This window comes from Microbacterium sp. PA5 (assembly GCF_049860775.1).
GTDB lineage: Bacteria > Actinomycetota > Actinomycetes > Actinomycetales > Microbacteriaceae > Microbacterium.
The window spans coordinates 2,731,410-2,754,948 of the sequence record NZ_CP187567.1 but is presented as its reverse complement, the minus strand read 5'-3'; the positions used below and the strand labels follow the sequence as shown (position 1 = coordinate 2,754,948).

Below are 23,539 nucleotides of genomic sequence, written 5' to 3'. Positions count from 1 at the left end.
GGTCAGTCGTGCTCGGCTGCGCCCGCGCCGGAGTCCGGCGCAGGGATCTCCAGCAGGTGCAGGAAATCCTCGAAGAGCCCCACCATGTCGACCTGGTCGGGGTCCAGCAGCCACTGCAGCTGCAGCCCGTCCATCATCGCCGTCACCAGCTGACCCACCCGGCGGGGGTCGAGGTCGGTGCGGAGCTGGCCGTCTTCCTGCAGGCGCGCGAAGGCCTGATCGTCCTGATGGCGCAGATGCCGGTAGCGCTCGCGGAACGACTCGTGCGCGGGGTGCTGCGGATCGGTCGCCTCGGCGGACAGCACGACGTGGAGCGCCACCAGCCCGGGGGAGTGGGCGTTGCGCGCCACCTGATCCCGCATGGTGTCGACGAACGCCACACCGGACGCCTCCGACTCCTCGCGGCGCTCGCGGTCGCGCTCGTCGCGCTCGGCGATGGTCGCCGCCAGCAGCCCCGTCTTCGACCCGAAGTGGTGGAGCAGCCCGGCATCAGAGATGCCGACCCGGCGGGCGATCTCGCGCAGCGATGTGCCCCGGTAGCCCTGTTCGCCGAACACCTCCACCGCAGCCGAGAGGATCCGCTTGCGGCGCACGTCGCCGCGCACGCGGCGCAGGTCGGTGCGGGCCGCGGGCACCGAGGCCGGCGGCGCGCCGTCGGCTCGGAGGTCGTCGTCGCTCATTCGCTACTCCCTTGCAGGCGATTCGGTCTCAGTCTATGCTGAACAAACTAAGCAAGCAGTTGCTAGGTTTGTTTCCGAACCACGGAGACGTGTTCCAGGCTCAACGAGGAGAAGACCATGAAGATGGCACGCAAGGCGGTCGCGCTCGGCGCGATCGGCATCGTCGGAGTGCTCGCGCTGGCGGGCTGCGGCCGCACGGACGAGACGCCCACCGGTGAGGGGCCGTCGACGGCAGCCATCGACGACGCGCCCGCCACGGGCGAGATCACCATCTGGGCGATGGGCGAAGAGGGCGAGAACCTCGGCGGCTTCGCCGACGCGTTCATCGAGGACAACCCCGACGCCACGGTCACGGTGACTTCGATCCCGTGGGCCGACGTGATGACCAAGTACCAGACCGCGGTGGCGGCGGGGACCGTGCCGGACGCCATCATGATCGGCTCCTCGCTGCTCCCGTCGATGGTGGCGGCCGGGGGCCTGGCCCCGGTGCCCGACGGCGTGGTCGACACCGCGACGCTCAACGAGACGGCGGCCGAGTCGACCACCGTCGAGGGCGTCTCGTACGCCGTGCCGTGGTACGTCGAGACCCGCGTGCTGTACTACCGCAGCGATCTCGCCGATGCTGCCGGCATGTCCGCCCCCACGTCGTGGGAGGAGCTCACCGCGTTCGCCGAGGGCTTCAAGGCCGAAGGTGCGCAGTACGGCCTGCAGCTGCCGATGGGCGACGCCGAGGACTCGACGCAGGTCGTCCTCCCCTTCTACGCCCAGGCCGGCGGCCAGGTGCTCAACGAGGCCGGCGACGCGTACGCGTGGGACCACGACGCGCTCGTGGCGGCCCTCGAGTACTACGGCTCGTTCTTCACCGACGGCCTCGCGCCGCTGTCGGGCTACGGCGACTCGCAGACGGCCGCCTTCACGGACGGCTCCAACCCCGCGTTCATCTCCGGACCGTGGATGGTGTCGGTGCTGGCCGACATGAAGGATGCCGACTGGGTCGCCGAGAACGTCGCGACGGTGCCGGTGCCCGCCGGCTCCGCGAACAACGACTCCTACCTCGGCGGCGGCCACCTGGGCGTCTTCGCCGACGCGAAGAACGCCGACGGCGCGTGGAAGCTCGTCCGCTGGCTCGCCGAGGCCGACACCCAGGAGGCCTGGTTCGAGCTCACGAGCGGCCTGCCGGCCGTGACCTCCGCGCTCGACGGCTTCACCTCCGACCCGCGCGTGTCGGTCCTCAACGACCAGCTGCAGAACACCGTCGCCCCGCCGTCGGTTCCCAGCTGGGACGAGATGTCGGCCTTCATCGAGACCGAGGCCGAGAAGGTGGCCAACGGCTCGAGCGCCGAGGACGCCGCCACGGCGATCGAGGCGAAGGCCGAGTCCCTCGGGACGGGCTGGTAACCATCGTGGCGCTGGCCACCGCGGGTGATCCCACGAAGAACACCCCGCGGAAGTCCGACCCGAAGTCCGAGGCCCGGGCCGCGGCGAAGGCTGGGCGGCGGAACTTCGCCGCCCAGCGTCGCCGCACGGCGCTCGTCGCGTGGCTGTTCGCCCTCCCGTTCCTCGTGGTGTTCGCGGTCTTCATGCTGGGGCCGGTGATCGGCTCGTTCGCGATGTCGTTCACCGACCTCGGCGTGAAGGACCTGCGCTCGCCGTTCGCGGTGAACTTCATCGCCTTCGACAACTTCGTCACGCTGTTCCAGGACGAGCTGTTCGTCAAGTCGATCGTCAACACCTTCTACTTCGTGCTGGTCGGCATCCCGCTGACGATGGCGCTCGGCCTGCTGCTCGCCGTCGCGCTGAACTCCGGCATCGAGAGGTTCCGCGGCGTGTTCCGCGTGGGCTACTACACCCCGGTGGTGACCTCGATCGTGGCGGTCGCCGTCGTGTGGCGGTTCATCCTCCAGGACTCCGGCCTCATGAACACCGTGCTCAGCTGGGTCGGCATCAACGGACCCGACTGGCTCAACGACCCGTTCTGGGCCATGCCGTCGATCATCGCGATGGGCGCGTGGCGGAACATGGGCACGCTGATGATCATCTTCCTGGCCGGGCTCCAGGCGATCCCGCGCGACGTCTACGAGGCGGCCGAGGTCGACGGCGCCGGTGCGTGGCGCCGGTTCACCGGCATGACGCTCCCGCTCATGCGGCCCACCCTGCTGCTGGGGGCGGTGCTGCTGTCGGTCGGCTTCCTGCAGGTGTTCGAGGAGCCCTTCGTCATGACCCAGGGCGGCCCGCTCAACTCGACGCTCACGATCAGCTACTACGTCTACAACCAGTTCGGCTACGGCGACTACTCGCTGGCCTCCGCCGCCGCCTACGTGCTGTTCGCGTTCATCGCAGCGCTGTCGGCGGTGCAGTTCCGGCTGCTGCGCTCGAAGGACAACTGACATGACCACCCTCACCTCACCCCCCGTGCCCGCCGAACCGGTGCGGCCCGCCGAGGCGGAGACCCCGCGTCGCCGCCCGCAGCGCCGCCCGCAGTGGTCGCGCAGCCTGACCTACCTGGCGCTGACCGTCGGCCTGATCATCACGCTCATGCCGTTCCTGTGGATGCTCCTGGGCAGCTTCAAGACCCAGGGCGAGCTGCTGCAGCGGCCCATCACCTGGTGGCCCGAGCAGGCGACCCTCGACAACTACTCGCGCTGGCTGACGCAGCTGGACTACGGGCAGTTCTTCTTCAACTCGGTGGTCGTCGCCCTCGTGGTGGTGCTCGGCAACATCGTGTTCTGCTCGATGGTCGCCTACGCGCTGGCCAAGCTGGAGTTCCCCGGCAAGAAGGTGCTGTTCGCCCTCGTGCTGCTGACGCTCATGGTGCCCGGCGTGGTGACGCTCGTCCCGATGTTCGTCCTCGTGGCGAACATGGGGCTCGTCAACACCTATCCGGCGCTCATCCTGCCGTTCCTCGCGGGGCCGCTGGGCGTGTTCCTCATGCGGCAGTTCATCATGGGCGTCCCCGACGCTCTGCTCGAGGCGGCGCGCATCGACGGCGCCGGCGAGTTCCGCATCTTCCTCCGCGTCGTCATGCCGCAGTGCGGACCGGCCGTGGCGACCCTCGCGATCCTCACCTTCCTCGCCTCGTGGAATAACTTCCTGTGGCCGCTCGTGGTCGCCCAGACCGAGTCGATGTACACGCTGCCGGTCGCGCTGTCGCTGTACTCCGTGGGCTCCAACGGCACCTACTACGGGCTCCTGATGGCGGGATCCGTCCTGGTCGTCACCCCCATCCTCATCCTGTTCCTCTTCCTGCAGCGCTACTTCGTGCAGGGCATCACCATGACCGGGCTCAAGTAGGCCCAGACAAGGAACCCATCCATGACTTCGCTCACGTTCCCCGCCGGTTTCGTCTGGGGCGCCGCGACCGCCGGCCACCAGATCGAGGGCGGAAACGTCAACAGCGACTGGTGGCCGCGCGAGGTGGCCCCCGACACCACGATCGGGGAGCCCTCCGGCGACGCGGCGGACAGCTACCACCGGTACCGGGAGGACATCGCGCTGCTCGCGAAGTCCGGACTCGGGACCTACCGGTTCTCGCTGGAGTGGTCGCGCATCGAGCCGGCCGAGGGGATGGTGTCGCGCGCCGCGCTCGATCACTACCGGCGCGTGATCGACTGCTGCCACGAGCTCGGCGTGGTCCCGGCGATCACGACCTACCACTTCACGACGCCGCAGTGGTTCGCCGCCGACGGGGGTTGGCGCAACCCGGCATCCGTCGACCGCTTCGCGCGCTTCGTCGAGATCGTGCTGCCGCTGCTGCACACCGCCTCGCACGTGTTCACGATCAACGAGCCCAACATCCTCGCGATGATCTTCGCGGGCAAGGAGGGCAATCAGCAGATCCAGGCCGGGTCGCTGCCGGAGCCCGACGCCGTCGTCACCGAGCACATCATCGCCGCGCACCACCGCGCGGTGGAGCTCGTGCGCACGACGGGACGCCCGGTGGGATGGCCCGTCGCGCCGCAGCAGTTCTTCGCCGATCCGGGCGCCGAGGAGGTGCTGCGGGCGTACGCGTACCCCCGTGAGACGGTCTTCCTCGAGGCGTCCCGCGGCGACGACTTCATCGGCGTGCAGGCCTACACCCGCACGCGCATCACCCTCGACGGTCCGCTGCCCGCGCCGGACGACGTGGAGCAGACCCTCACGGGCTGGGAGTACTACCCGCCCGCGATCGCCGAGGCCGCCCGCCTCGCGCACGACGTGACGGGCCTGCCGGTGTTCGTCACCGAGAACGGCATCGCCACCGCCGACGACAGCCGCCGCATCGACTACACCCGCGACGCGCTGCGGGCGCTGCACGCGGAGATCACCGCGGGGCTGCCGCTCATCGGGTATCTCCACTGGTCGCTGCTCGACAACTACGAGTGGGGCTCGTTCGCGCCCACCTTCGGCCTGATCGGCTGGGACCGCGAGACGTTCGAGCGTCATCCCAAGCCCAGCCTGTGGTGGCTCGGCGAGGTCGCCCGCGCGAACGCCGTCGACTGACCGTCGGCAGGGTTGTCCCACTCTCGGTTGGTGATGTCCCACTTTCGGTTGCTCGCAGCGGGCGAAAGCGACCGAAAGTGGGACATGCCCCTCAGGGGTGGACCCTCAGAGGAGGGGCTCGAGGGGAGGGGGTCAGGCTTCGGTGAGGGTGACGATGGCGGCGGCCAGCGCGTCGGCCCCGGCGTGGTCGTCGGCGGTGACAGTGACCACCGAGTCCGCGGCGAAGATCACCAGCTGCCCGTAGGCGCCGTGGAGGCGCCACGCGATCCCCGGTCCGCCCCAGCCCGACAGCGCATAGCGCTCGTAGCCCGGGCCCGATCCCGCGGGGCCTCCGTCGGCGTGCATCGCATCGATCCACCGCGCCGAGACGAGGCTTCGGCCCTGCCATCGGCCGCGGTCGCGGATCAGTAGGCCGATGCGCGACAGCTCGTCGGTGGTGAGGGCCAGGCCCCCGCCGGCGACGATGTACCCGAGCGGGCAGCGCTCCCACACCGCCTCGTGGATCGCGAGGGGATCGAGCAAGCGCGGCCCGAGATAGTCGAGCACGTCGCCGGTCCGGGTGGCGAGCACCCGCATGGCCGTGTAGGTGCTCGCATTGGAGTACTGGAAGACGCGCCCCCGCGACGGCCGCGACAGGAACTCGCGCGCGAGATCGGGCCAGTCGGTCATCATGGTCTCCGACCACGGGAGGTCCACGCCGCTCGTCATGGACAGCAGGCGCCGCAGCGTGACACCGCCGACGCCGTCGCCGACCTCCGCGTCCGCCAGCGCCGTGCCCGGCAGCAGATCGGCGAGAGGCGCGTCGAGGTCGATCAGCCCCTCGTCGGAGGCGATCGCCGCGGCGAGCACGCAGACCCCCTTGGCCGCGGAGTGGATGTCACGGCGCACGGGTTCGGACCAGTCATGCGCGGCCACCTCATCGCCCACACGCACCCGCAGCCCGTGGGCGCGGAATCCGCTGGCCGCGACCTCCGCCACGATCCGGTCGGCGAGGATGTCGGCGCGTGTCACTCCCTCAGTCTGCCGCAGCCCTCGGCGGCACGTGGCAGAAGCAGGCTGGAACCCGGCGAGGCGGGGGTGGCGGCATCCGCAGCGGCGGTTGAGCCTGCTTTTGCCACGGGCCGGGGCCGAACGGCGGCGGTGGCGGGGCGGGCGGCGGTGGCGGCGGCGGCGTGGTGGCGGTGGCGGGGCGGCCGGGGGGTCAGGGGGCGTCGACGGGGCGCAGGAGGGTGTCGAGCAGCGAGCGCATCGCGGCGACCGGGTCGGTGCCGTCGGCGAGCCAGCGGATCTGGATGCCCTCCCAGCCGCTGACCACCAGATCGGCGAGCATCGCCGGGTCGGCGTCGCTCGTGAGGCGGCCGAGCGCGCGGTCGTGCGCGATGAGCATCCGGTACTCGGCGGTGACCGTGGCGTATCGATGGCGGAGCCACTCGTGCGCCTCGTGACCGGGATGGGTCGCCTCGGCCGAGACGATCGAGAACATGCGGACGAGCTCGCGCCGGCGGAGGTTCCGCTCCACGATGCCGAGCACCGCCGGAACGAACCCGTCGCGGCGCGAGCGGTCGGCGAAGTCGGTGTCGGCGGCGTCCTCCTGCTCGAGGACGGCGGCCAGCAGCGACACCTTCGTCGGGAAGTGGTGCATGACCGTGGTGAGACTGAGCCCCAGATCCTTCGCGATCTGGCGGAGCGAGCCGCCGCGATACCCGTGCTCGCTGAAGACCGCGGTGGCCGAGTCGATGATCTCGCTGCGCCGCTCGGCGCTCTTCGCGTAGGGCCCGCGACGGGTGGGCGAGGCGTCGCTCATGCCACGAGCGTAGCCGCTCCGAGATAAACCGTGCATGTGCACGGGTTTTGACCTAAGCTGTCGGCGTGACTTCGATCCCCCCGATCCCGAACGCCGCCACGACCGCGCCCCGCTGGGTGAAGGACGGCGCCCTCGGCCCGAACCGGATGCGCTTCGGCGCCGACTACAACCCGGAGCAGTGGCCGCGCGACGTGTGGCAGGAGGACATGCGCCTCATGCGCGAGGCGGGGGTGAACATCGTCTCGCTCGGCATCTTCTCTTGGGCGCTGCTGGAGCCGCGGCCCGGAGAGTGGGACTTCTCCTGGCTCGACGAGGTCATGGACCTCCTCCACGCGAACGGGATCGACGTCGACCTCGCCACGGCGACCGCCTCGCCGCCGCCGTGGCTCACGCGCCTCCACCCCCAGGTGCTCCCCGAGACCGCCGACGGCACCGTGCTCTCGCCCGGATCGCGCCAGCACTGGCGACCGACGTCGCCCATCTTCCGCGAGTACGCGCTCCGGCTCACCCGCGCGCTCGCCGAGCGCTACGCATCGCACCCGGCGCTGGTCGCCTGGCACATCTCGAACGAGCTGGGATGCCACAACCTCTACGACTACTCGGACGACGCCGCGCGCGCCTTCCGGGTGTGGCTCCAGCAGCGCTACGGCACCCTCGACGCGCTCAACGACGCGTGGGGCACGGCGTTCTGGTCGCAGCACTACGGCGCCTGGGACGAGATCCTCCCGCCGCGGGTGGCCCCCACGCAGCGCAACCCGGGCCAGCAGCTGGACTTCGAGCGGTTCTCGTCGGACGCCGTGCGCGACCACCTGCGCGCCGAGGCCGAGGTGCTCCGCGCGGTGACGCCGGACGTGCCGTACACGACGAACTTCATGGTGGCGCAGAACGTCCGGGACATCGACTACGCCTCGTGGGTGGGCGACGTCGACTTCGTCTCCAACGACCACTACCTGCGCCCGGGCGAGCTCGGCCGCGACGATCTGTCGTTCTGGGCGAACCTGACCGGCAACCTCGCCGGCGGTCGGCCCTGGTTCCTGATGGAGCACGCGACCTCGGCCGTCAACTGGCGCGAGGTCAACCCGCCCAAGCGGCCGGGCGAGCTCATCCGCGACGCGCTCACCCACGTCGGGCACGGCGCCGACGCCGTCTGCTACTTCCAGTGGCGCCAGTCGCGCGCTGGAGGCGAGCGCTACCACTCCGGCATGGTGCCGCACGCCGGCCCGAGCAGCCGGGTGTTCCGCGACGTCGTGGCCCTCGGCGGCGAGCTGGGCGCGCTCGCCCCCGTCACCGGATCCCACCGCGAGAAGGCGCGCGTGGCGCTCGTGTTCGACTACGAATCCTGGTGGGTCAGCGGACGCGACTCGCACCCGACCGACGCGCTCCAGTACGACGTGGAGCAGCTGGAGTGGTACCGAGCGCTGCTGGATCTCGGCATCCGCGCCGACGTGCTGCCCGTGGGCGCCTCGTTCGACGACTACGAGGTCGTGATCGCCCCGATGCTGCACGTCGTGCCCGACGACCTCCGCCGCCGGCTCGAAGCCGTCGTCCGTGACGGCCGCCATGTCGTGACCACCTACTTCTCGGGCATCGTCGACGAGCACGACCGCGTCTGGCTCGGCGGCTACCCCGGTGCGCTGCGCGATCTGCTCGGGGTGAGCGTGGAGGAGTTCGTGCCCCTGCTCCCGGGCGCTCCGGTCGCCCTCGCCTCGGGCGCGGTCGCGACGACCTGGACCGAGCGGATCGTGCGGGTCGGCGCCGACGTCGAGGTGCTCGACACGTACGCCGACGGCGACCTGGCCGGGTCGCCCGCCGTCACCCGGCGCCGCGTCGGCGACGGATCGGCGGTCTACGTGTCGGCCGACATCGCCCGCGCGGGCGCCCGGGGCGTGCTCCGGGCCCTCGCCGGCGAGATCGAGGCGCTGCGCGGGGACGACCTCGCCGCCGACGGGCGCCTGGAGGTGATCGTGCGCGTCTCGGGCGGATCGCGCTTCGTCTTCCTCGCCAATCGCACCGACGAGACGGTGCTCGTCTCCGCCGTCGGGGAGGCCCTCGGCGCCCAGGGCTCGGACGACGCGGGCGCCCTCACCATCGCGCCGCGCTCGGTGGCCGTGCTCACCCAGGACGCCGCTGCGACGGGAGCGCCGGCAGACGGCGCCGGCCTGTCGGCGACGCGCGCGTCGTCGTCGACAGGCTGAAAGGCCGAGGGCTGAGAGGCTGAGGACATGACGCACGAGGAGACCCAGCCCACCGTCGCGACGGGCGCCGTCGCCTGGACCGAGGGGACGTGGACGACCGAACCGCCGGCCACGTCGATCGAGGGCGACGCGCTGCGGGTGACCGCGGCCGAGGGCAGCGACGCGTGGCGCCACACCGCCTACGGTTTCGTCCACGACACCGAGCACGCGCTGCTCGCTCCGTTCCCGGTGGGGTCGGCGATGGAGGTCGAGTTCGGCGCGGACTTCACCGCGGAGTTCGACCAGGCCGGGCTGTTCGTCCGCGCCGACCACGAGCACTGGGTGAAATCCGGTGTCGAGTTCGCCGACGGCGTGCTCAATGTCGGCGCGGTCGTCACCGCGGTGCGCTCGGACTGGTCGGTCGCCCCCGTGCCCGAGTGGTCGGGGCGGCGTGTGCGCGTGCGCGTCAGCCGCGGCGACGACGCGCTGACCCTGCGCGTGGCGGCGGACGACGAGCCGTTCCGTCTCGTGCGGGTGCTCCCGTTCGACGGCGCGCGGACCGCGTCGGCGGGGCCGTTCGTGTGCGCACCGACCCGCGCCGGCCTCGAAGTGGTCTTCACGGCCTGGCGGCGGACGCCGGCCGACGCGTCGCTGCACTGACCGACCGGCGCCCTCGACGGGTGCCGGGAGCGCCTGCTCCCGCCGATGCGCGGCCTGCGCGTGCGGACGCGAGGCGGGCGCGGGCGGGAGGCAGGTGCCCCCGGCGGGAGCCGGCGGGTTGGGGGCGCCGGCTCCGGCAGGTCCTCCCTGAGGGTCGGGCGAGCCGTCAGGGAGCGGGGACGAGCACCCGGTCGATCGTGTGGATCACGCCGTTGGATGCCGGGATGTTCAGGCGCCACAGCACCAGCCGCGGGTCCTTCAGGGCCGGGGTCTCGTCGCGCAGGGTGAGGCCGCGCGGCTTCACGATGCCGCCGTTGGCCATGGTCAGCGTCTTCGAGGTGATGACCTTGACCGGTCCGAGCCTCTTTCCGGCGACCACGTGGTACAGCAGGATGTCGGCGATCTGGTCGGTCGTGAACGCGCCGACGATCGTCTCCAGCGCCGCCGCCTCGGACTCCGGCCGCGTGCCGGTGAGGTCGGTGACCAGTCGCAGGAACGCCCGGTCGTTGGGGGCGAACACGGTGTAGGTCGCCCCGGTGTCGGACAGGGCCCCATCGAGGCCGGTCGCCACGACCGCCTGGACGAGCAGGTCGTAGTCCCACGGGTTCTTGTCGGGGGTGCCGCCGCCCGAGGCCGCGACCGCGACGTCGACGATGGTGCCCTTCGGGGCGGTGCCGCTGTGGCCGCCGCCGTGGGCCTGGGCGGGCAGGGCCGTCAGCGACAGGGCGGCCGCCGCGACGGCGGCGATCGTGACGCGTACGCGCTTGTTCATCGTTCACTCCTTCGTCTGGAAGAGGCGTCCGGGCTCCAGTGGCCGGGCGTCATCCGTATGTACGTCGCCGAGGTCGTCGGCGGATGCAGTCGACCCGCACCGATTTCCCTGCATCCGATTCCCCGCGCGGCGACGAATACCAGAGCACACACGCCGGGCGCCCGCCCGGCCCTCCTGCGGAGAGGTCATCATGGTGAAACGGCATGACGAGGCGCTGACCGTCGAGTACGACCGGCCGGGAGGAGCGGAGGTGCTCGAGCTGCGTCCGAGGCCGCTCACCCCGCCCGGCCGGGGCGAGGTCACCGTCGAGGTGATCACCACCGGCATCAGCCACATCGACGGGTTCATCCGGTCGGGCCGGGAGGAGACCTGGAGCGACGACCCGTGGCCGCGCCGGTCGGGGAGCGATTTCGCCGGGATCGTCGTGGCCTCGGGAGACGGCGCGGCGCGGTTCCGGCGGGGCGCTGAGGTCATCGGCCATGTGCGGGCCGGGGCCCACGCCGAGTACGTCACCGTGTCGGAGGGGGCGCTGGTCGCCCGACCGCGCGGGGTGACGTGGGAGACGGCGGGAGGGCTCTACCTCGCCGGTGCGACGGCGCTGGACACGGTGGACGAGCTGCGGGTGGGGCCTGACGACGTCGTCGTGATCTCCGCCGCGGCCGGAGGGGTCGGCAGCATCGAGGCGCAGATCGCCCGTCATCGCGGCGCCACGGTGATCGGCACGTGCGGCGACCGCAACTTCGACTATCTGCGACAGCTCGGCATCAAGCCGGTGCGCTACGGCGAGGGGATCGCCGACCGCATCCGCGCCGCCGCCGGCCGCCCCGTCACCGCGATGGTCGACAACTTCGGGCAGGACGGCCGCGACCTGGCCGACGAGCTGGGCGTGCCGCCGGCGCGCTACCGCTCCAGCGAGGACCGCCGGCAGACCGAGCTCGGCCTGCTCGACGACGATCCCGCGGCGGTCGCGCGCGGCACGCGGCTGCTGGAGGAGGTCGTCCGCCTCGCCGAGCGGCGCGCGTTCACGGTGCTGGTGTCGGGCTTCTATCCGCTCGCCGCCGTCGCCGAGGCGTACGAGGACCTCGCCCGCCTGCATGCCCGCGGCAAGGTGATCCTGGGCACGCGCCCGGTGACGACGGTGCGCTCGCTCAAGGCGCGCGACGTGTTCGAGGCGGCGCGCTGACCCGCGCCCTTCCGGGCCGGTCAGGGTGCCGGGTCAGGGGCGCGGGTCGAAGCGGCGCGGGGGGTGGGTGCGGGCGACGAGCCCGCGCAGCGACTCGAGGTCGCCCGACACCAGCCCCGCGGCGCGCGCCTGCACCAGCACGTTGCCGAGCGCGGTCGCCTCGACGGGGCCGGCGAGCACCGGCAGTCCGGAGCGGTCGGCGGTCCGCTGACAGAGGAGGGCGTTCAGCGCGCCGCCGCCGACGACGTGGATCGTCCGCACGTCGACGCCCCCGAGGCGACCGGCTCGCTGCGCGGCCTCGGCGAACGCCTGCGCGAGCGACTCCACGATCGACCGGGTGAACTCGGCGCGCGTCCGCGGCGCGGCCACGCCGTGCTCGGCGCACCATTCCGCGATCCGCGCGGGCATGTCGCCCGGGGGCAGGAAGCGCGGGTCGTTCACGTCGAAGACGGGGACGGCGGATGCCGGGACCTCCGCAGCGGCATCGAGGAGCGCCGACAGGTCGATCGGATGCACCGCGCCGCCCGCGGCGCCTGCGGCGTCGCGGCGCTCCCAGCCGCGCACCGCTTCGCTCAGCAGCCAGAGGCCCATGACGTTGTGGAGCAGGCGCACGCGTCCGTCGACGCCGCCCTCGTTGGTGAAGTTCGCCGCGCGGGCCTCGGCGGTGAGGATCGGGCGCTCCACCTCGACCCCGACCAGGCCCCACGTGCCGCACGAGATGTAGGCCGCGGCCCCGGTCTCCATCGGCACCGCCACGACGGCGGAGGCCGTGTCGTGCGAGCCGACCGCGGTGACGGGCACCTCCGCGCCCGCGGCGAGGCCGACCGCCGTCGCCGCCGGAGCGTGCAGCGTGCCCAGGCGCTCGCCGGGCGCGATCAGGTCGGGGAGGAGGCGCGCCGGGATGCCGACGCGCTCGGCCAGCGCGAGGTCCCACTGCCGGTCGGCCCAGCGCAGCAGCCCCGTGGTCGAGGCGTTGGTCTGCTCCGCCCGCGCGACGCCGGTCAGCCAGTAGGCGATGAGGTCGGGGATGAGGAGCGCCGTATCGGCGATCTCGAGCACCGCCGGGTCGTCGGCCGCCCACTGGTACAGGGTGTTGAACGGCAGGAACTGCAGCCCCGTGCGGTCGTACAGCTCCGCCTGCGGCACCCGGGCGTGCACGGCGGCGACCCCGCGCGCCGTCCGCTCGTCGCGGTAATGGAACGGCTCGCCCAGAAGGCGTCCGCCCGGCCCGCCCCGCGCCCCGCGCAGGAGGCCGTAGTCGACCGCCCACGAGTCCACGCCGATGGAGCGGACGCGGTCGTCCGGATCGGCGTGCGCGGCGACGGCGCTCCGCAGCCCCGCGAGGACCGCGCCGTACATGCCCAGGAGGTTCCAGTGCAGGCCGTCGCCGGTGTGGACCGGCTCGTTCGGGAAGCGCGCGACCGTCGTCGTCTCGAGGGTGCCCGGCCCGACGCGGCCCACGATCACCCGGCCGCTCGTGGCGCCGAGGTCGACCGCCGCGACCGTGCCCGGGCGTCCGCGCCCGCGCAGCGTTTCGTCTCGCTGCGCTCGCTCAACGACCGGGGTGTCCGCTCGCTCAACGACCGGGGTGTGCGCCCGGTCGTTGAGCGAGGAGCGCAGCGACGAGACGAAACGCGCCGGGCCGGTCATCGCAGGAAGGCGGCCGCGACGCCCGAGTCGACCGGGATGTGCAGGCCCGTCGTCCGGCTGAGCTCGGGTCCGGTGAGCACGTACACGGCGTCGGCGACGTTCTCGGGCACCACCTCGCGCTTGAGGATCGTCCGGTCGGCGTAGTACTGGCCGAGCTCCTCCTCCTTCACCCCGTAGGTGGCGGCACGGTTCGCGCCCCAGCCGGCGGCGAAGATCCCCGACCCGCGCACGACGCCGTCGGGGTTGATGCCGTTGACCCGCACGCCGTGCGCGCCGAGCTCGACCGCGAGCAGCCGCACCTGGTGCGCCTGGTCGGCCTTGGTCGCCGAGTAGGCGATGTTGTTCGGGCCGGCGAACACCGAGTTCTTCGACGAGATGTAGACGACGTCGCCGCCCATCCCCTGCGCGACGAGCGCCTTCGCGGCGGCCTTCGCGACGAGGAACGAGCCCTTCGCCATGACGTCGTGCTGCAGGTCCCAGTCCTGCTCCGTCGTCTCCAGCAGCGGCTTCGAGAGCGAGAGCCCGGCGTTGTTGACGACGAGGTCGACACCGCCGAACGCGAGCACGGTGGCGTCGATCGCGGCCTGCACGCCGTCGGCGTCGGCGACGTTCGCCGCGACGCCGATGGCGACGTCGGCACCGCCCAGCTCTGCGGCCGCCGCCTGCGCCTTGTCGAGGTCGAGGTCGGCGACCACGACGCACGCGCCTTCCGCCGCGAGGCGCGTCGCGATCGCCTTGCCGATGCCGGATGCGGCCCCGGTGACGAACGCGATCCGGCCCTGGTGGGTGCGGGGCTTGGGGCGGCGCTGGAGCTTGGCCTCTTCGAGGGCCCAGTACTCGATGCGGAACTTCTCGGCGTCGGAGATCGGGCTGTACGCCGACAGCGCCTCCGCGCCGCGCATGACATTGATGGCGTTGACATAGAACTCGCCCGCCACCCGTGCGGTCTGCTTGTCGGCGCCGTAGCTGAACATGCCGACGCCCGGCACCAGCACGATGAGCGGATCGGCGCCGCGGATCGCGGGGCTCTCGGCCGTCGCGTGCGCGTCGTAGTAGGCCTGGTAGTCGGCGCGGTAGTCGCGGTGCAGCTCGCGCAGCCGCGCGACGGTCTCGTCGACGGAGGCCGATGCAGGGAGGTCGACGAGGAGCGGCTTCACCTTGGTGCGCAGGAAGTGGTCGGGGCAGCTCGTGCCGAGGGCGGCCAGGGCGGGCGCCTTCTCGGATGCCAGGAAGTCCAGGACGACGGCGGTGTCGGTGAAGTGCCCCACCTGCGCGCTGTCGGTCGACGCGAGACCGCGGATCGTCGGGGCGAGCGCGGCGGCCTTCGCGCGGCGCTCGGCTTCGGGAAGCGCTTCGAATCCGGCGCGGACGCCACCGAAGGGCTCGGGGGCGCCGTGCTCGGCGATGTAGGCGGCGGCGGTCTCGATGATCCACCGCGAGTTCGCCTCGGCCTCCTCGGAGGTGGAACCCCATGCGGTGATGCCGTGACCGCCGAGGATCGTCCCGATCGCCTGCGGGTTCTGCGCCTTGATCGCCGCGATGTCGAGGCCGAGCTGGAACCCGGGGCGGCGCCACGGCACCCACACGACGCGGTCGCCGAAGACGGTGGCGGTGAGGGCCTCGCCGTCGGCGGCGGTCGCGATCGCGATGCCGGAGTCGGGGTGCAGGTGGTCCACGTGCGCGGCGTCGACGAGTCCGTGCATCGCGGTGTCGATGGAGGGAGCCGCGCCGCCCTTGCCGTGCAGGCAGTAGTCGAAGGCGGCGACCATCTCATCCTCCCTGTCCACCCCCGGATACACGTCGACGAGGGCGCGCATCCGATCGAGGCGGAGCACCGCGAGGCCCTCCGGCGTGAGCGTGCCGAGGTCGCCGCCGGAGCCCTTCACCCAGAGCAGCTCGACGGGCTCTCCGGTGACCGGATCGATCTCCGTGCCCTTGGCCGACGTGTTGCCGCCTGCGTAGTTCGTGTTCTTCGGGTCGGCGCCGAGCCGGTTGCTGCGCGAGATCAGGTCGGCGACGGTGGCGTTCGTCATGTCGGGTTCCTTGAGGATCGGGTGGGAGGGGAGGCGAGGGCCAGGAGCCGGTCGGCGAAGCGGCCGATCGACACCCCTGCCGCCGGCTCGGCGGGACGGTTGAGGTGGCCGTGCTGCGTACCCGGCTCGCGGACGACCTCGACGTCGGCGCCGGCGGCGCGGAGCGTGGCGGCGAACGCCTCGCCCGACACGCGCAGCTCGTCGGCGTCGCTGTTGACCATGAGCACGGGCGGGAAGCCGGTGAGCTGCGCGGGCGTCGCGAGGCCGGGGACGGCGTAGACGTCGGCGGTGTCGACGGGAGCCCCGAGGAGGTTCTCGTACATGCCGCGGACGACCTCCGGCCCGAAGCGGTCGGCCTCCGGGTCGGCGTCGAGGGCGGCGCGCAGCTCGGCATCCGGGGCCGGCTGCACCGCGTGCAGGGTCGGATACGCCAGCGCGACGAGCGCGGGGAGGGTGCCGGTGCCGCCGGCCCCGTCGCCGAGGGCGCGGTGGAGCAGCCGCAGCGTCGCACCGGTCGCGAGGTTCGCTCCGGCGCTGGCGCCGCCGATCGCCCACGGTCCGGCCGCGATGCCCGATGCCGCCGCCCACGCGAACGCGAAGCCGACCTCCTCGGAGGCGACCGGGTGGCGGAAGCCGGGGAGGCCGGGCCCCGGCGGTGCGAGCCGGTAGTCGACCGAGACGACGGCGATGCCGCGGCCCGCCAGGGCGCGCGCGACGCCGTCGCCCTCGGGCATGTCGATGTCGCCGGCCGCGAAGCCGCCGCCGTGGGCCCACACCAGTCCGACGGGCGGCCCCGCCGGGGCGGCCGCGGCGTCGGGCCGGTAGATCCGCACGCGCAGCGGGCCGTGCGGGCCGTCGAGGATCTCGTCGCTGACGCCCGTCATCGGATCACGCGCCCCAGCCCGCCTGGGTGCCGCCGACGCGGGCGCCCGCGATCTGCTCCTGGTAGCCGGAGGCGAGGTAGGCGGCCATCGGGTCGGCGGGGAGCCCTCGCGATTCGCGCCACTGGGCGAGAGCGGGACGCACGTCGGTGTAGAAGGCGTCCATGAGGATGCCGTTCGCGGCCAGCACGTCGTTGCGCTGCTGCGCCGCCGCGAGCGCGTCGCGGTCGACGAGGAGGGCGCGCGCGGTCATCTCCTGCACGTTCAGCACCGAGCGGATCTGGCCGGGGATCTTGTCCTCGATGTTGTGGCACTGGTCGAGCATGAACGCGACGTCGGGGTTGTTCAGGCCGCCCCCGCGCACCACCTCCACGAGGATCCGGAACAGCTGGAAGGGGTCGGCCGCGCCGACGATGAGGTCGTCGTCGGCGTAGAAGCGGGAGTTGAAGTCGAACGAGCCGAGCTTCCCGAGGCGCAGGAGCTGCATCACGATGAACTCGATGTTGGTGCCGGGCGCGTGGTGTCCCGTGTCGAGGCAGACCATCGCACGCTCCCCGAGGGCGGCCACCTGGGCGTACGAGGTCCCCCAGTCCGGAACGTCGGTGTGGTAGAACGCCGGCTCGAAGAACTTGTACTCCAGCACCAGGCGCTGCTCTCCGGAGAGGCGGTCGTAGATCTGCTGGAGGGAGTCCTGCAGGCGGTCCTGGCGGCCGCGCATGTCGTTCTGCCCAGGGTAGTTGGAGCCCTCGGCGAGCCAGATCTTGAGGTCGCGCGATCCGGTGGCATCCATCACCTCGATGCACGCGTAGTGGTGGTCGATGGCCTTCTGGCGGATGCGCTCGTCGTGGTGGGTGAGGGCGCCGAACTTGTAGTCCTCGTCCTGGAACGTGTTCGAGTTGATCGTGCCCAGGGCGACGCCGTGGTCCTCGGCGTGACGGCGCAGGGCGCCGAAGTCGTCGACCCGATCCCACGGGATGTGGAGCGCCACGCTCGGGGCGAGCGCCGTGTGGCGGTGGACCTGGGCGGCATCCGCGATCTTCTCGAACGGGTCGCGGGGCGTGCCGGCGGTGGCGAACACGCGGAAGCGCGTGCCTGAGTTGCCGAACGCCCAGCTGGGCAGCTCGATGCCCTGGCTCTCGAGGGCGGACCGGACGTCGGGGGAGAGCGTGCTCACGATGCGTCGCTTTCGTGGTCGGTGACGGAAGCCGTCAGCTGGTCGTGCAGATGGAAGACCTCGGCGAGCGGGGTGGCGGCCTGGTCGGGGCGCCCGTCCAGCCCGACGAAGAACGGCGCCATCTCCGCCTCCCAGCGGGCGGCGACGGGCGAGGCGGCGAGGTAGGCCTGCGCGGCCGCATCGTCGTCGGTCTCGTAGTAGCCGAAGAGGCGCGCGTTCTGGCGGTCGAGGAAGAGCGAGTAGTTGCGGCGGCCGGCGGCGGCGATCTCGGCGAGCATCTCGGGCCACACCGGCGAATGGCGCGCGACGTACTCGTCGACGCGGTCGGCCGCGATCTGGAGCTGGAAGGCGACGCGAACGGTCATGTCACTCCTTCGTGAGGGTCGCGATCGGCATGGGGTCGGCGCGGCGGTCAGGCCGTGGTCGGGCCGCGGTCAGGCTATGAAACGATTCAAACTGTAGTGTGAGCCCACAGGATCCGTCAAGACAGGCAGCACATGGCAGTCAGCGTGAAGGACGTCGCGGCCGCGGCGTCGGTATCGGTGGGCACGGTGTCCAACGTGCTCAACCGCCCCGACAAGGTGGCGCCCGAGACCGTCGCCCGCGTGCAGGCGGCGATCGAGCGGCTCGGCTTCGTGCGCAACGACGCCGCGCGGCAGCTGCGTGCAGGCCGCAGCCGCAGCATCGGACTCATCGTCCTCGACAGCGCCAATCCCTTCTTCGCGGAGGTGGCCCGCGGCGCCGAGGAGCGCGCCGCGGAGCACGGCATCTCGGTGCTCCTCGGCAGCAGCGACCAGGACCGTGACCGCGAGAACACCTACCTCGACCTCTTCCGCGAGCAGCGCGTGAACGGGGTGCTGCTCACGCCGCAGTCCCTCGACCCGACGCGCGCGGCTGCGCTCCGCGACGCGGGCATCCCGGTCGTCCTGCTCGACGCCGAGCTCGACGGCGGCGGCATCCCGTCGGTCGCGGTCGACGATGTCGAGGGCGGGCACCTGGCCGTCGCGCACCTCCTGGACCGCGGGCGGCGGCGCATCGCGTTCGTCGGCCAGCCGTCGATCCGCCAGGTCGCCGACCGGCTCGAAGGCGCGCGCCGGGCGCTCGCCGACGTGCCGGGCGCCGAGCTGGAGGTCATCGAGGTCGACGCGCTGACGGTGCTGCAGGGCCGCGAGGCGGGGGAGCGGATCGCGCAGCGCGCGCCCGAGGACCGGCCGGACGCGGTGTTCTGTGCCAACGACCTGCTCGCCGTCGGGGTGCTCCAGGGCGCCGCGATCCTCGGATCGGTGCGGGTGCCCGACGACATGGCGCTCGTCGGCTACGACGACATCGAGTTCGCCCAGTCGACCGTGGTCGCCCTGAGCTCGGTGCGCCAGCCCGCCCGGGCGATCGGCGCCGCCGCGGTGGATGTGCTCTTCGAGCGGCTGGACGATCCGGCATCCCCGCCGCGCCACGTCCGCTTCCGCCCCGAACTCGTCGTCCGGGCCTCCAGCGCCTGACCTGGGCTGCCCATCCCACGGGGTCTCGCCGAAACGCCGAACAAGCGCCGCACCCTATGCCTGTGGATAACTCGAGAAAGGCGTTTGAGCGTATGCTTTTATGAGCTTCCTCTAGATGGAGGATCTCATGAAAGCATCCGCTCATTCGATTACATGTCGGCTTCTCGCTGTGGGGTTGGCTGTGGTGCTCCTCGGCAACGCCTCGCCGGCCTCGGGCGAAGAAGCCGACCCACCGGCCGCAAGGTCCGTCCACTCGGTCGAGATGGTCGTCGATCCGTCATGTATAACGGCAGTGGACAACTCGATGTCGCAGAGTTCGGCAGACGAGGCGAGGCGCTTCTGCACTTTCAGGGAGTCGAGGGCCGTCTCCGCGCCAGAACAGGTCACACCCATCGACCTTCGAGGAGCGCGAGGGTCGATGAGTCCACGCGAGTTCCGCGAGCTTCAAACTGCAGTCAACGCTGGCACAGTGCGGTCCAAGACCTTTCGTCGCACATACGACAATGTCGTCGTCGCGTGGTCGCAGAGCGGGCGATTCTATTACGACGGGTCGCGGGTCTGGGTGAGGTCGACCTATCGCGGATACACGGGCTACCACTCGTGCCGGGTAGATCGCGCGATCGGCTACGTCGTCGAACGGAAGAACTGCGACGAGAGCGGGTCGACCACAAAGCGAGATCTGCGCGCCATCTTTCACTCCTCCGCCATCCCTTCGGGTGGACTCGTGAACTGGGACACGGAGTGGCACACCTACGTCAACGCTTTCGGACGCGTCTGGTGGTGATGAAGACATGAGTGAGCTCCTCGCGGGTCCACATTTCTGGATTCTCCTCCTGAGTCTGGGCTACATGAGCTTCGTGGTGGCCACGATCGTCCGCGTCGTAGGCACCGCCGACATTTCGGCCCCCGCTCGAGTGGCGTGGATTGCGGCGGTTGTGGCAGTACCGCTGGGCGGTGCGCTTGTCTTCTGGGGTGCACGAGGGTCCCGCAAGGGGCGGTCGACAAGCGCCATGTAGCCGACGGCATCCGTTGGGAGGGGTCACTGTCATTGCCCATCCCGCGGGGTCTCGCCGAACCCACACGATCCATGCCGTCCGGATCGTGTGGGTTCGTTCATCCCACGGGGTCTGGCCGATATCCTCACTGATCGCCGAGCCGCCACGAAATGTGCCGAGCCGACACGTTTCGGGGCGCAGAAGCGTGGCGGCTCGGGGGAAGCGTGGCGGCTCGCAGGGTTAGCGGGTCAGGCGAGCGGATGCCACGGCGTGCGCGTGCGGAGTGACACCGAATCCACGGACAACAGGTCGGGAGCGGCGGCGGCGCGGCGGGCGGCGGCGCGCGGCGGAAGCCACACGGTCGACCGGACCGACAGGGGGAGCACATGGAGCGTCACGGTGCTCGCGGGCGTCGCCCCGACGTCGGGCAGGGAGATCGACCAGCGCTCGCCGTCCCAGAACCGGTCGTCGACGACCACGCCGTCGACCCGCAGCTGGGCGACGTCCCCGCCGCAGTCGACGTCGAGCACTGCGTCGCCCTCCCACGCGTCGGGTTCGAGCGCGAACACCGCGGCATCCGCGTCGAGCACCTGCGCGGCCGGGGCGCGATGTCGCGGTCCCCCGAAGCCGTGGTCGTCCGGAACCGGCGCCGCGGCCCGCATCGCCGCCACTGTGACGGGGCGGGCGGGTGACGGCCCCACCACGGCGATCTCGCGCCACTCGCCCACGGCTGCGTCGTACCGGCGGAGCCACGTGGCGTCCCGCACGGCCACCGCGTCGTCGTCCCACGCGAGCTCACCGTCGGTCTCGTACACGTCGTCGCCCCGCACCCACACCCGGTCGGCGTCGGCCAGCACGAGGAGGTGCCCCCGCCCGAGCGGATGCCGTCCCACGCCCACCGTACGCGGCTCCTCGCCGTCGACGCAGAACTCCACGTCGACCCCCGGCGTCACCGCCACCACGAGCGTCGGACCGTCACCGTCCGCGCCGCCCGTGCCGGTGCCACCCGGGAGGAGCGTCACCGCGGATGCCGTCACCCACCGCACGCGCGGCGCATCGGGGCCGGTGCCCAGCCGCAGCCCGACGGGCCACCGCGCGAGCGTGCCGGCGGGGATGTCGACGCGCCGCGACGGCAGCACGATCGTCTCGGCGTCGAGCCCGACGGCGAGCTGCACTCCGGCGACGGGCTCCACCTGCTCGTACGGCTGGTGGTGGCTGACGAAGACGAACGCCTCGTCGCCGTCGGACCGCAGCGCCCAGCGAAGCGTCGTCCGGTCGGCGAGTCCCGACGCGAGCACCTCCGGCAGCGACGACGTCATCCGCCCGAGCCGGTCGCCGAAGGCGGCGAGGAACGCGTGCTGCGCGCGCAGCTCGTGGGCGGACGGGTGGAGGTCGCCGGACTGCCCGATCGGCGCGTGGAAGTCGTAGCCGAGCTCGGGGAGGTCGTTGGGGTATCCGGTGTCCTGCGACTCCTGGAGTCCTCGGCCGGGGTTCCGCCCGCCCGCGAACATGTAGTAGCCCTGCCAGGCCGAGCCGTTCCCGATCTTGACGTGGGCCAGAGCCGCGACGTCGCGTGCGGCGAGCACCGGCCTCCGGTGATAGGCGGTGGCCATGCCGGAGCCCAGCTCGCACGTGGCCGGCGGGAAGCCGTGGAGGTCTGCGCGGCGGCTGGCGGGTCCGTCGTCGGCGGCGAAGCCCTGGCTCGCGCGGACGTCCTCGCCGACGCCCGGGTCGTCCCAGTCGTGCGAGGCGAAGAAGTGCGCGCGGAAGTTCGGCTGCCACCCGCCGTCGGGATCGACCCAGAAGCCGTCGGCGTATCCCCCGAACAGGGGGACGACCTCGCCCGGCGGCAGCTGCGCGCCGCCCCACGCCGTGGCCGTCCAGAGCGGCGCCGACATGCCGGCTTCCCGGGCCAGATCGATGAGGGTGCGCAGGTGCTCGGGCCGGTCGTAGAGCTCGTTCTCCACCTGGATGCCGATGATCGGACCTCCGGGGCGCGCGCGCCCGTCGAGGGCGCCCGCCAGCTGCCCGAACCACTCCCGGACGAGGGCGAGGTAGGCCGGATCGTCGGTGCGATGGTGCACGCCGGCGTCCTGCACCCAGTCCGGGAAGCCGCCGTGGCGGGCCTCGCCGTGCGCCCACGGGCCGATGCGGAGCACCAGCTCGAGTCCCGCCGATTCCACGTCGTCGACGAACGCGGCCACGTCGAGGTCGCCGTCGAACCGGGGCCGCCCGCGTTCGGCGACGTGGTGGTTCCAGAAGACGTACGTCGAGGCGACGGTCACTCCGAGCGCCCGCAGCTGCCGCAGCCGCTCCGCCCAGCGCGCCCGGGGCATCCGGCTGTAGTGAAGCTCGCCCGACACCGGCACGATCGGGACGCCGTCCCGGAAGACGGCGCGATCGGTCAGGGTCAGGCCGCGCCCGTGCTCGCCCGCCGTGGGGAGCGCGGCGGTGGTCTCGGGTGCGGACCACGCGCGGTGGCGGACGGTGAGGACGGTCATGCCGGTGCCGATCGGGACGGAGGGGCGGTCAGAGGGCGGAGACGATCGCGTTGTCGATGCGATCGATGTCGACGCCCGGGCGCTCGGCACGGCTGGTGAGGAGCACCCAGGCCACCCCGGCGCCGGGATGGACCCAGAACTCGGTGCCCGCCCAGCCGCCGTGACCGTAGGTGTCGCGGTCGATCAGTCCCGGCGCGCGCGTGCGCAGGTTCCAGGTGAAGCCCCAGTCCTGACCTCGGGCGGCGGGATAGGGATCGAGGCGCGGGATGTCGCCGGTGAGCGGGCGCAGCATCATGTCGAGGGTCGCGGGTTTGAGGATGCCGTCGCGCGCGCCGCCGTGGATGCGCAGCAGCTCGGTGCCGAGGCGGAGGAGGTCGTCGGCGCGCCCGAACAGCCCCGCACCCGGGGAGCGCGTCGCGGTGAAGCGCTCGAGGTCGAGGCCGGCGGCGGCCGCGTCGGGCAGCGAGACGGCCGTCTCGGGGTCGAGCGTCAGACCCGTCGCCCCGATCTCGTTCGCCCACGCCGTCACGCCGGCGTCCCAGCTGACTCCCGTCGCGTGCTCGTGGAGGGCGGCGACGCCTTCGAAGGCGATCGTCGAGTACCGGGACATCGTGCCGGCGGCGAAGTCCCGGTCGCGGCGGAGCAGCTCCTCGCGCGGCGGCAGCGGCGAGTCCATCGGCGGCTCGGAGATGCCCGAGGTGTGACTCACGAGGTGCCGCAGGCGCACGACGTCGTCGCGGTGCGCACCGAACGACGGGAGCGCGTCGGCGAGCGGGGCGGTCGACGAGAGGAGCCCGCGCTCGATCGCGCGCGCGGCCGCGATCCCGAGCAGCGGCTTGGTGATCGAGAAGAGCCGGTAGGTGTCGTCGACGGTGACGGGCCGGCGCCGGGATCCGCCGAGATCGTCGGTGCCGAAGGCGTCGACGGCGACGGTGCCCTCCGCGGTCGCGATGCCCAGGATCGCCGACGGGAGGCGCTCGGCCTCCACGTGCGCGCGGACCAGGTCGAAAGCCGCGTCGACGCGGACGGGGGAGGTCATGCGCCCAGCCTATGACGC

19 protein-coding genes are annotated in these 23,539 nt (G+C 72.2%); 8 read left to right on the top strand and 11 right to left on the bottom strand.

Features of this window, described 5'->3' with window-relative positions:
• Positions 1 to 2: 2 nt before the first annotated feature.
• Positions 3 to 680: a TetR/AcrR family transcriptional regulator gene (locus ACPWUT_RS13050; protein ID WP_284530489.1), complete on the bottom strand. Its 678-nt coding sequence runs from the start codon at positions 678 to 680 to the stop codon at positions 3 to 5.
• A gap of 117 nt (positions 681 to 797) precedes the next feature.
• On the opposite strand from ACPWUT_RS13050, the gene ACPWUT_RS13045 reads away from it, so the two are divergent.
• The 4 genes from ACPWUT_RS13045 to ACPWUT_RS13030 are packed head-to-tail and all read left to right on the top strand — an operon-like array spanning position 798 to position 5,159.
• Positions 798 to 2,078 (top strand): sugar ABC transporter substrate-binding protein, encoded by a 1,281-nt coding sequence (locus ACPWUT_RS13045; RefSeq protein ID WP_284530492.1) that lies wholly within the window; start codon positions 798 to 800, stop codon positions 2,076 to 2,078.
• A gap of 5 nt (positions 2,079 to 2,083) precedes the next feature.
• On the top strand, positions 2,084 to 3,067 hold the full coding sequence (locus ACPWUT_RS13040; RefSeq protein ID WP_425838324.1) for a carbohydrate ABC transporter permease: 984 nt from the start codon (positions 2,084 to 2,086) through the stop codon (positions 3,065 to 3,067).
• Position 3,068: 1 nt separating this feature from the next.
• The gene (locus ACPWUT_RS13035; protein WP_425838321.1) at positions 3,069 to 3,971 is read left to right on the top strand and encodes a carbohydrate ABC transporter permease; all 903 of its coding nucleotides are present in this window, start codon (positions 3,069 to 3,071) and stop codon (positions 3,969 to 3,971) included.
• A 21-nt stretch (positions 3,972 to 3,992) separates the two neighbouring features.
• Positions 3,993 to 5,159 (top strand): glycoside hydrolase family 1 protein, encoded by a 1,167-nt coding sequence (locus ACPWUT_RS13030; protein ID WP_425838319.1) that lies wholly within the window; start codon positions 3,993 to 3,995, stop codon positions 5,157 to 5,159.
• 132 nt (positions 5,160 to 5,291) lie between these two features.
• On the opposite strand, the gene ACPWUT_RS13025 is transcribed toward ACPWUT_RS13030, so the two are convergent.
• Both ACPWUT_RS13025 and ACPWUT_RS13020 read right to left on the bottom strand, forming a co-directional pair.
• Complete coding sequence (locus tag ACPWUT_RS13025) at positions 5,292 to 6,170, bottom strand: serine hydrolase domain-containing protein (protein WP_425838316.1); 879 nt, start codon at positions 6,168 to 6,170, stop codon at positions 5,292 to 5,294.
• Positions 6,171 to 6,360: 190 nt separating this feature from the next.
• Positions 6,361 to 6,963 carry a TetR/AcrR family transcriptional regulator gene (locus ACPWUT_RS13020; protein ID WP_425838313.1) on the bottom strand — a complete coding sequence of 201 codons (603 nt, stop codon included), beginning with the start codon at positions 6,961 to 6,963 and terminating at the stop codon, positions 6,361 to 6,363.
• A gap of 146 nt (positions 6,964 to 7,109) precedes the next feature.
• Between ACPWUT_RS13020 and ACPWUT_RS13015 the strand changes: the two genes are divergently transcribed.
• Both ACPWUT_RS13015 and ACPWUT_RS13010 read left to right on the top strand, forming a co-directional pair.
• Positions 7,110 to 9,158 (top strand): beta-galactosidase, encoded by a 2,049-nt coding sequence (locus ACPWUT_RS13015; protein WP_425842283.1) that lies wholly within the window; start codon positions 7,110 to 7,112, stop codon positions 9,156 to 9,158.
• Positions 9,159 to 9,185: 27 nt separating this feature from the next.
• Complete coding sequence (locus ACPWUT_RS13010) at positions 9,186 to 9,797, top strand: DUF1349 domain-containing protein (RefSeq protein ID WP_425838310.1); 612 nt, start codon at positions 9,186 to 9,188, stop codon at positions 9,795 to 9,797.
• A gap of 166 nt (positions 9,798 to 9,963) precedes the next feature.
• Here ACPWUT_RS13010 and ACPWUT_RS13005 read toward each other — a convergent pair whose 3' ends face one another.
• On the bottom strand, positions 9,964 to 10,569 hold the full coding sequence (locus ACPWUT_RS13005; RefSeq protein ID WP_284530503.1) for a fasciclin domain-containing protein: 606 nt from the start codon (positions 10,567 to 10,569) through the stop codon (positions 9,964 to 9,966).
• 190 nt (positions 10,570 to 10,759) lie between these two features.
• Between ACPWUT_RS13005 and ACPWUT_RS13000 the strand changes: the two genes are divergently transcribed.
• Positions 10,760 to 11,752, top strand: a complete 993-nt coding sequence (locus ACPWUT_RS13000) for an NADP-dependent oxidoreductase (RefSeq protein ID WP_284530505.1) — start codon at positions 10,760 to 10,762, stop codon at positions 11,750 to 11,752.
• A gap of 33 nt (positions 11,753 to 11,785) precedes the next feature.
• On the opposite strand, the gene ACPWUT_RS12995 is transcribed toward ACPWUT_RS13000, so the two are convergent.
• Genes ACPWUT_RS12995 through ACPWUT_RS12975 form a run of 5 tightly spaced genes read right to left on the bottom strand, consistent with a single transcriptional unit; the run spans position 11,786 to position 17,855 of the window.
• A complete protein-coding gene (locus ACPWUT_RS12995; RefSeq protein ID WP_425838305.1) occupies positions 11,786 to 13,402 on the bottom strand; it encodes a rhamnulokinase in 1,617 nt (538 codons plus the stop codon).
• A complete protein-coding gene (locus ACPWUT_RS12990) occupies positions 13,399 to 15,435 on the bottom strand; it encodes a bifunctional aldolase/short-chain dehydrogenase (RefSeq protein WP_425838302.1) in 2,037 nt (678 codons plus the stop codon). Before ACPWUT_RS12990 ends, ACPWUT_RS12995 begins: the two co-directional genes overlap by 4 nt.
• Complete coding sequence (locus tag ACPWUT_RS12985; protein ID WP_284530508.1) at positions 15,432 to 16,319, bottom strand: alpha/beta hydrolase fold domain-containing protein; 888 nt, start codon at positions 16,317 to 16,319, stop codon at positions 15,432 to 15,434. Before ACPWUT_RS12985 ends, ACPWUT_RS12990 begins: the two co-directional genes overlap by 4 nt.
• Before the next feature lie 4 nt (positions 16,320 to 16,323).
• Positions 16,324 to 17,490, bottom strand: a complete 1,167-nt coding sequence (gene rhaI, locus ACPWUT_RS12980; protein WP_425838299.1) for an L-rhamnose isomerase — start codon at positions 17,488 to 17,490, stop codon at positions 16,324 to 16,326.
• Positions 17,487 to 17,855, bottom strand: a complete 369-nt coding sequence (locus tag ACPWUT_RS12975) for an L-rhamnose mutarotase (RefSeq protein WP_425838296.1) — start codon at positions 17,853 to 17,855, stop codon at positions 17,487 to 17,489. The genes rhaI and ACPWUT_RS12975 overlap by 4 nt, the downstream gene beginning before the upstream one ends.
• Before the next feature lie 132 nt (positions 17,856 to 17,987).
• Between ACPWUT_RS12975 and ACPWUT_RS12970 the strand changes: the two genes are divergently transcribed.
• The gene (locus tag ACPWUT_RS12970; RefSeq protein ID WP_284530515.1) at positions 17,988 to 18,986 is read left to right on the top strand and encodes a LacI family DNA-binding transcriptional regulator; all 999 of its coding nucleotides are present in this window, start codon (positions 17,988 to 17,990) and stop codon (positions 18,984 to 18,986) included.
• Between the two features lie 1,243 nt (positions 18,987 to 20,229).
• On the opposite strand, the gene ACPWUT_RS12965 is transcribed toward ACPWUT_RS12970, so the two are convergent.
• A complete protein-coding gene (locus ACPWUT_RS12965) occupies positions 20,230 to 22,482 on the bottom strand; it encodes a beta-galactosidase (RefSeq protein WP_425838292.1) in 2,253 nt (750 codons plus the stop codon).
• A gap of 28 nt (positions 22,483 to 22,510) precedes the next feature.
• Positions 22,511 to 23,521: a serine hydrolase domain-containing protein gene (locus ACPWUT_RS12960; protein WP_284530519.1), complete on the bottom strand. Its 1,011-nt coding sequence runs from the start codon at positions 23,519 to 23,521 to the stop codon at positions 22,511 to 22,513.
• Positions 23,522 to 23,539 lie beyond the last annotated feature (18 nt).

Excerpts from the sequence above, each read along its gene's own strand:
- ACPWUT_RS13050 (WP_284530489.1), bottom strand. The coding sequence starts at position 680 with ATGAGCGACGACGACCTCCGAGCCGACGGCGCGCCGCCGGCCTCGGTG.
- ACPWUT_RS13045 (WP_284530492.1), top strand. The coding sequence starts at position 798 with ATGAAGATGGCACGCAAGGCGGTCGCGCTCGGCGCGATCGGCATCGTC.
- ACPWUT_RS13035 (WP_425838321.1), top strand. The coding sequence starts at position 3,069 with ATGACCACCCTCACCTCACCCCCCGTGCCCGCCGAACCGGTGCGGCCC.
- ACPWUT_RS13030 (WP_425838319.1), top strand. The coding sequence starts at position 3,993 with ATGACTTCGCTCACGTTCCCCGCCGGTTTCGTCTGGGGCGCCGCGACC.
- ACPWUT_RS13020 (WP_425838313.1), bottom strand. The coding sequence starts at position 6,963 with ATGAGCGACGCCTCGCCCACCCGTCGCGGGCCCTACGCGAAGAGCGCC.
- ACPWUT_RS13015 (WP_425842283.1), top strand. The coding sequence starts at position 7,110 with ATGCGCTTCGGCGCCGACTACAACCCGGAGCAGTGGCCGCGCGACGTG.
- ACPWUT_RS13010 (WP_425838310.1), top strand. The coding sequence starts at position 9,186 with ATGACGCACGAGGAGACCCAGCCCACCGTCGCGACGGGCGCCGTCGCC.
- ACPWUT_RS13005 (WP_284530503.1), bottom strand. The coding sequence starts at position 10,569 with ATGAACAAGCGCGTACGCGTCACGATCGCCGCCGTCGCGGCGGCCGCC.
- ACPWUT_RS13000 (WP_284530505.1), top strand. The coding sequence starts at position 10,760 with ATGGTGAAACGGCATGACGAGGCGCTGACCGTCGAGTACGACCGGCCG.
- ACPWUT_RS12995 (WP_425838305.1), bottom strand. The coding sequence starts at position 13,402 with ATGACCGGCCCGGCGCGTTTCGTCTCGTCGCTGCGCTCCTCGCTCAAC.
- ACPWUT_RS12990 (WP_425838302.1), bottom strand. The coding sequence starts at position 15,435 with ATGACGAACGCCACCGTCGCCGACCTGATCTCGCGCAGCAACCGGCTC.
- ACPWUT_RS12985 (WP_284530508.1), bottom strand. The coding sequence starts at position 16,319 with ATGACGGGCGTCAGCGACGAGATCCTCGACGGCCCGCACGGCCCGCTG.
- ACPWUT_RS12975 (WP_425838296.1), bottom strand. The coding sequence starts at position 17,855 with ATGACCGTTCGCGTCGCCTTCCAGCTCCAGATCGCGGCCGACCGCGTC.
- ACPWUT_RS12970 (WP_284530515.1), top strand. The coding sequence starts at position 17,988 with ATGGCAGTCAGCGTGAAGGACGTCGCGGCCGCGGCGTCGGTATCGGTG.
- ACPWUT_RS12965 (WP_425838292.1), bottom strand. The coding sequence starts at position 22,482 with ATGACCGTCCTCACCGTCCGCCACCGCGCGTGGTCCGCACCCGAGACC.
- ACPWUT_RS12960 (WP_284530519.1), bottom strand. The coding sequence starts at position 23,521 with ATGACCTCCCCCGTCCGCGTCGACGCGGCTTTCGACCTGGTCCGCGCG.